6 protein-coding genes are annotated in these 5101 nt (G+C 32.4%); 2 read left to right on the top strand and 4 right to left on the bottom strand.

From position 1 onward, the window contains the following. The coding region (locus ACHUE4_RS16525; protein ID WP_394192051.1) for an insertion element protein at positions 1-1459 on the top strand (1459 nt) is incomplete at its 5' end. Positions 1460-1552: 93 nt separating this feature from the next. Here ACHUE4_RS16525 and ACHUE4_RS16520 read toward each other — a convergent pair. The 4 genes from ACHUE4_RS16520 to ACHUE4_RS16505 all read right to left on the bottom strand — a co-directional run bounded on the left by ACHUE4_RS16520 (position 1553) and on the right by ACHUE4_RS16505 (position 4421). After that, positions 1553-1984 (bottom strand): hypothetical protein, encoded by a 432-nt coding sequence (locus ACHUE4_RS16520; protein WP_394192049.1) that lies wholly within the window; start codon positions 1982-1984, stop codon positions 1553-1555. Between the two features lie 190 nt (positions 1985-2174). Beyond that, positions 2175-2591: a YajG family lipoprotein gene (locus ACHUE4_RS16515; RefSeq protein WP_394192047.1), complete on the bottom strand. Its 417-nt coding sequence runs from the start codon at positions 2589-2591 to the stop codon at positions 2175-2177. 162 nt (positions 2592-2753) lie between these two features. Further along, positions 2754-3287, bottom strand: a complete 534-nt coding sequence (locus ACHUE4_RS16510) for a hypothetical protein (protein ID WP_394192045.1) — start codon at positions 3285-3287, stop codon at positions 2754-2756. Between the two features lie 687 nt (positions 3288-3974). After that, on the bottom strand, positions 3975-4421 hold the full coding sequence (locus ACHUE4_RS16505; protein ID WP_394192043.1) for a hypothetical protein: 447 nt from the start codon (positions 4419-4421) through the stop codon (positions 3975-3977). 248 nt (positions 4422-4669) lie between these two features. Between ACHUE4_RS16505 and ACHUE4_RS16500 the strand changes: the two genes are divergently transcribed. Further along, positions 4670-5053 carry a transposase gene (locus tag ACHUE4_RS16500; RefSeq protein WP_394192041.1) on the top strand — a complete coding sequence of 128 codons (384 nt, stop codon included), beginning with the start codon at positions 4670-4672 and terminating at the stop codon, positions 5051-5053. Positions 5054-5101 lie beyond the last annotated feature (48 nt).

Below are 5101 nucleotides of genomic sequence, written 5' to 3'. Positions count from 1 at the left end.
CACACCTTTTACGGTTCAAAAAGATTTCTATAAGAGAGGGACAAGTACGTCAAATTCACAACGATATCAGTGTAAAGCGTGTAAGAAATTCACAAACGTCCTACCCGATAAGACAAGAAATACTGGGTATCATCAACAACGCAATGATATCTTGCCTAAATTTGCAAAGCATTTGATTAATCGGGTGCCCGTATCTCGAACTTGTGAAATTCTAGGCATTGGTCGTGGAACCTATTATTCAAAATTAGAATGGCTGTACCGTTGTTGCCTGGAGTTTTTAGAAACAAGAGAAACGAATGTTTTCCGAAAGAAAGAATTCCCTGAAATATGGCTCTCTACTGATAAAATGATGTATGTATTAAACAACGTACGTAAAAAAGGAGAATCAAACAGAGTAAAACATTCATCGGTTGAAAAACAGTTACCCACCCAAGTTGTTGTTAGCAGCGATCAAGCTTCGAGATATGTTTTTCGTGCAGATGTTGCCTTTGATTGGGATATCACGAAAGACCAAATATACTTCGATACCGAAATCTACAAAGACGACCATTTGAGTGATTTTTTGAGTAAGAATGGTCGGTTTAATAAGTATGGTCGACACCCGATGTTACCAAGCGATAACGATACTCAATCAATGTCAGAGTATGCTTATCAACAAGATGAGTTTAATAAAAGATTTGTATATGTTGATGGACTTCACGTAAATCCAACCTATACAACGGCTGCTCATTTATGGCACATCAAGAAACTTATTAATACTTCAAAATGGCGTTTTATCACCGATGATGATGTATCCTTAATAACCGCAATTAATCGTTCATTCGTTGATGAAATTAAATCTAAAAATGCCTATACGTTTATTTGCAAAGTGAATAAAACACTTTCAAGAAGAGATGCTTTTCAGGAGTATCAAGAATCGATAAAAGAATTAATTTCTTGGTCTAAACGAAAAGGTCTAGATGAAAAAAATCTTCATCTGATAGCGTATTACGTGCTCTTAGAAAAATTAATGACCCATAAATTTCATAAAGTGAATCATACTGCGAACGGGGAAATATATTACACCCACGCATCCAATCCAATTGAACATCCTCTTGGAATGAAAGATCGAGGGAAAAGAACGATTGATTGTTTGACTGATATGAGCCATTTACCAACAAATATTTTAACTGGATTTGTAGATAGAATAAATGACAACTCAGTCAATGCATTTCTTCAACAAATTCGACGTTCAATATCCGTATTGGAACGACCTCTAGTTACCAGTAGAGGTGATGGGAAATCTTATATTTACAGCAATTTCAACCCCAAGTATGCACAAATGGCGATTACAATTTTACGAACGTATTACAATTTCTGTAAGCCATACAAAGTAGGTAACGATAAAAAAACACCTGCTCAGTTTTTAGGTATCGCCGACAAAGTGTATTCGTGGGATGATATTATTTATAAACGTTAACAGTGTAAAAAAAACCCTTCCGATTGGAAGGGTTTTTTTGATTAATAATTATGGAATCTTATTGAACTAAAGCACCCGTTAGTTGAAGAAGAATTACCAATCTGGTCCATCATCGGTATCACTGACCTTTAGATTAAATGAATTGGAGTCTAGATTGTGATTTTCAACTGATTCAAAGAAAATTGATTTTACCTCTTTTTGTACGGATTCAGTTGCATCATTATTTTCGAGGATATATTTCACCCGAATATCATCTTTTGAATACGTTTCAATCATTATTTGAAATGATGCATAACCTTTTTCTTTCAATTTGGTGCTTACTTCTTCAAATAAGCCACCCTTTTGATGAAGTAGAGTTGAAAATTCTTCAACTTCATTAAACTTCTTTTCATTTTCCTCTTGTATTTCTGGAGAAAGATGGACACCGGATGTTTCTCCTTTTGTTGCGGTGTTATTGATAAATAGAAAGATTACTACAAATAAAGTCGCAAAGATTCCGAGTAAAGTGATTTTGCCCTTTTTCATTCTGTACACTTCCTTTTATTTCAAGTATATGACTGTATAAAAGGGGTTAAAACCACTTCTTAAACTAACCTGCGTCGTTAGTTCAGTAAGCAAAAGAACTCATACACAGTTGGAGAATCTTCAACTCAAACACCCGTTACTTTAATAATACTTTCTCTTTATTATAAGTTGTTCAATAATGGAACAACTTCTATCCACCTACAATAAACTTACCAATAATAGTCTCTCCATCAACATCATACAAAGGAATTTCTCTTGGTTTAGCTTCTTTTGTAAGTCTAACTGCTTCTTCGGGCGTTTTAGGCATAGGACCATCCAAATCATCTTTTTTTACATACCCTATTGTACCATCTATTCCAATAGCACTAATTAAATCAGGTTCAACAAGCATTAGGTCTCTTATATTAGGACCATAGGTTTGCCCATTTTCATTTGTTGGATAGCCATCTTTTAAAATACTTTCCCTTGTAGGTATAACTACAACTGAGGCATTCTTCCCTATATGATTGCTATTGTTATCTTCTGCCTTTGTTAATGTTTCTTGTTGCGAACAACCAACTAATAAAAGTAACGAAATTACTGCTAAGACAAATAAATTCTTTCTCATTTTCTCCCCCCTTGTATAATTAAAAACCTTCTTCTTTAACTAACCTGCTTCGGTAGTTCAAGAAGAAAAAAGACTTCACTCCTTTTGAAGTTAAGCAACCCGTTAATTTAAGTGAAACGTTTCAAACTTGCTGATTATAAATATTAATAGGATATAACAGATTTAATAAATAATTAACTTTTGATTTTCAATGTAGCTTTCATAAAGATTATTAATATAGGATTCAATTTCTTTACCCCACTCTTCGCCATCCTCAAAAGAAGCTGGTTCACCGAATTTTGATTTTATATAGGTTTGGAAATATTCATTTCTCTCCAAATAAATTAAAGACCACATATCGAAATATTCATCATTAGTCAGACCTAACGCGTCTGCTTCTTTAACATTGAATTTTTCCATTTCAACTGATTCAGCATTTGGATACAATATTTCTTTTAACTCCTTTATATATGCTTTAGATACTGTAGCACCAGCATTTTTAGCTTCATCTATGACGATTTCTTGTTTTAAATAGTATTCAATGTTTTCATCCGTAAGTGAAAATTGTGAAATTATTTCTCTTGTAGTTATATCTTTACCATTTAAAGTTGCAACAATATAATCTAACTCGTGTGTATTTTCAAAAGTTTGATCAGAACAAGCTACCAATAAGAAAAATGATAATAAACTTAAAAACAACAACAATTTGATTTTCATTTTGTTCACCCCTTTGAACTTTTTCAAACAATACTTTCTTTATTGCACTAACCTTTCCTTTCCTTTCCTTTAATACGTTTGACACGTATTAAAGTTCCAATATTAGTGATTTATCCAGTTTAAATTAATAATAATGTATTTCCGCTTACTAAACTAAACTGCTGAGTTAGTAAAATAAGTTCAACAAAAAATGCGTTAGCCCTTCTTAGATCAACGCACCCCTTAGTAGAAGAAGTAAATATTAATTAGATATACTCAGGCTTCTATTTCTTACAATTTTGAGTACATAGAAATTAATAAATGTAATTATTGGAATAAAAAACACCAGCACTACTATACCTAAACTATCAAAAACGCCTTCTGTCTTTTTATGAAATGTTTGAACGTCTAACTGGAAAAGGATGACAGTTGCTATTGATAAGATAAGAGTATTTACGAAAAATGCACTTAACCTTGCCAGCCATTTCTTGTTCTTCATTTTTAATAACCAAATAGAAGTTAACGAAGAAACGAGTAAAGAAAATACCAAAATAATGATAAACACGAACTTCAAAGCCATCCCACCTTTACCTATTCTGTAACTTGATATTAACTACTTTGATGTCCTCCAAAATTCACCTGCTCAATAAACTAAATGCATAAACCCTTCTTAAAGCAAACGTTATAAAAAATGGTAATTCGGGCTTACTATTCAGTGATGTTCTCTAAAATTTCAAAGAAATCACTATCATTTTCTGTTGAATAGGATTCCTGGGTATCAATGACCTTTAGTAGCTTTTTATTTGAATCAATCCACATCGCATATCCAGTATTTAATGTAATATTGACTCGGTAATCGTAATCCATTGAACCATCTTTTACTCTTATAAATTTTGTGTTTTTAAAAGCCTCTATAAGTTCCTGTTCCATATCTTCTGAGATTTCAATTGATGTGAATTTCTTCTCGTTTTCTACATCAATACTTTCAATATCTACAAATGGGTTTTCTGCATTTAAATCAGCATAATTCCCTAATACTTCTGATGCAGAATAAGTCCTATTTGCGTTAGCAAAGATAATGACACCCACCATAATAATAAATATAGCTACAAATACGGTTCCTATTTTTTTGAAATTTCGTGAAATCATTCTCATACCTACACCTTCCTTTTTTATTGCAATTGAACTAATCTGCTTCGTTAGATGAAGAAGAAATTCGCTGCCTACTAAATAGTTCTAATATAATCTTACCATATTTATTAATTATTTCCTTTAATTATTTGAAAATTTAGTAAGTAATAATTGCTATGATTTTTTTGGAAGAAACACGTAAAAAAGCACTGCGAATTTGATCTGCACCCCAATTTTTAGACACAAACTAACAATTGGAGGTGCATTTTTTTATGACTAAATTTAGTACTGATTTCAAATTGAGCGTAGTGAAGTTTTATCTGGAGAACAATGTTTCAAAACATGAAATAGCTAGGCAATTTGGTGTAATAAAATCTGAAGTGATTAAATGGATTGCATTATTTGAAAATCATGGAGAGAGTGGATTACGACCTCGATATACAAATTATTCACAAGAGTTTAAAATAGACGTACTCAATTACATGAAGGATAACGGGACGTCTTTCCGCGAAACAGCTGCGATTTTTAATATTTCCTCAGATGCCACAATTGGAAAATGGTTAAAAATCGTTGAAACACATGGGGTAGACGCTCTACAACCAAGAAAAAGGGGGCGTCTACCCATGGATATAAATGATAACCTAACAATGTACTAAAACGCTTGAATAAATATGTACAACTTTGACTCCATTCTTCATACTATT

The organism is Paenisporosarcina quisquiliarum, from assembly GCF_043641925.1.
Classification (GTDB): domain Bacteria; phylum Bacillota; class Bacilli; order Bacillales_A; family Planococcaceae; genus Paenisporosarcina; species Paenisporosarcina quisquiliarum_A.
This window is presented reverse-complemented; position numbering and strand designations above follow the sequence as displayed.